9 tRNA genes and 2 rRNA genes are annotated in these 1,340 nt (G+C 47.9%); all 11 read left to right on the forward strand.

Annotated features, from left to right (window positions below):
• The first annotated feature begins 165 nt into the window (after positions 1–165).
• A 5S ribosomal RNA gene (gene rrf / locus ACFY5C_RS41635) occupies positions 166–281 on the forward strand.
• A 10-nt stretch (positions 282–291) separates the two neighbouring features.
• Positions 292–367: transfer RNA gene (locus tag ACFY5C_RS41640), tRNA-Val, on the forward strand.
• A gap of 3 nt (positions 368–370) precedes the next feature.
• Positions 371–446 (forward strand) — tRNA-Thr (locus ACFY5C_RS41645).
• Positions 447–453: 7 nt separating this feature from the next.
• Positions 454–529: transfer RNA gene (locus ACFY5C_RS41650), tRNA-Lys, on the forward strand.
• A gap of 17 nt (positions 530–546) precedes the next feature.
• A tRNA-Leu gene (locus ACFY5C_RS41655) sits at positions 547–631 on the forward strand.
• Positions 632–667: 36 nt separating this feature from the next.
• A tRNA-Gly gene (locus ACFY5C_RS41660) sits at positions 668–742 on the forward strand.
• A gap of 5 nt (positions 743–747) precedes the next feature.
• Positions 748–836, forward strand: a tRNA-Leu gene (locus ACFY5C_RS41665).
• Positions 837–844: 8 nt separating this feature from the next.
• Positions 845–921 (forward strand) — tRNA-Arg (locus tag ACFY5C_RS41670).
• Between the two features lie 9 nt (positions 922–930).
• A tRNA-Pro gene (locus tag ACFY5C_RS41675) sits at positions 931–1,007 on the forward strand.
• A 20-nt stretch (positions 1,008–1,027) separates the two neighbouring features.
• Positions 1,028–1,103 (forward strand) — tRNA-Ala (locus ACFY5C_RS41680).
• A gap of 142 nt (positions 1,104–1,245) precedes the next feature.
• Positions 1,246–1,340 (forward strand): 16S ribosomal RNA (locus ACFY5C_RS41685); the annotation flags it as partial.

Below are 1,340 nucleotides of genomic sequence, written 5' to 3' on the forward strand. Positions count from 1 at the left end.
TGGTGACACATGGAGCTGACGAATACTAATCGATCGAGGACTTAACCAAAAAAGTTTGAAACATTCAATGCACCGTTTATCCAGTTTTGAAAGAACAAGTAAGCTTTTAAAAAAAGCTTGCATTTATACTGAAATATGGTATAATAAATCTTGTCTTTTAATAAGTCTAGTGATGATGGCAAAGAGGTCACACCCGTTCCCATACCGAACACGGAAGTTAAGCTCTTTAGCGCCGATGGTAGTTGGGGGCTTCCCCCTGTGAGAGTAGGACGTCGCTAGGCATAATACCCAGGAGGATTAGCTCAGCTGGGAGAGCATCTGCCTTACAAGCAGAGGGTCGGCGGTTCGAGCCCGTCATCCTCCACCATATGCCGGTTTAGCTCAGCAGGTAGAGCAACTGACTTGTAATCAGTAGGTCGTGGGTTCGATTCCTATAGCCGGCACCATTTTTTCGAGCCATTAGCTCAGTTGGTAGAGCATCTGACTTTTAATCAGAGGGTCGAAGGTTCGAGTCCTTCATGGCTCACCATTTATAAATAATAATAAGCGGGTGTGGCGGAATTGGCAGACGCACTAGACTTAGGATCTAGCGCCGCAAGGCGTGGGGGTTCGACTCCCTTCACCCGCACCATTATTTTCATTGCCAGATAAAAAAGCTTATGCACATGCGGAAGTAGTTCAGTGGTAGAACACCACCTTGCCAAGGTGGGGGTCGCGAGTTCGAACCTCGTCTTCCGCTCCAAATGTGCCGGGGTGGCGGAACTGGCAGACGCACAGGACTTAAAATCCTGCGGTAGGTGACTACCGTACCGGTTCGATTCCGGTCCTCGGCACCATTTTAAATGCGCCCGTAGCTCAATTGGATAGAGCGTCTGACTACGGATCAGAAGGTTATGGGTTCGACTCCTGTCGGGCGCGCCATAAGAACAACGGGAAGTAGCTCAGCTTGGTAGAGCACTTGGTTTGGGACCAAGGGGTCGCAGGTTCGAATCCTGTCTTCCCGACCATTTCCTAAAAATAAAAATATGGGGCCTTAGCTCAGCTGGGAGAGCGCCTGCCTTGCACGCAGGAGGTCAGCGGTTCGATCCCGCTAGGCTCCACCAATTCAATTACATGAACCTTGAAAACTGAACAAGCAAAACGTAATCAATAAAGTTTTAAGTAGCTAGTTTTGCTAGTGAACAAAACAAAAATTTTGGACATCAAACATGATGCCAGCAAAACAATTTGAGCTAATCAAATTTCTTTATGGAGAGTTTGATCCTGGCTCAGGACGAACGCTGGCGGCGTGCCTAATACATGCAAGTCGAGCGAACAGAAAAGGAGCTTGCTCCTTTGAC

Source organism: Streptomyces sp. NPDC012935, assembly GCF_042900345.1.
Lineage (GTDB): Bacteria > Actinomycetota > Actinomycetes > Streptomycetales > Streptomycetaceae > Streptomyces.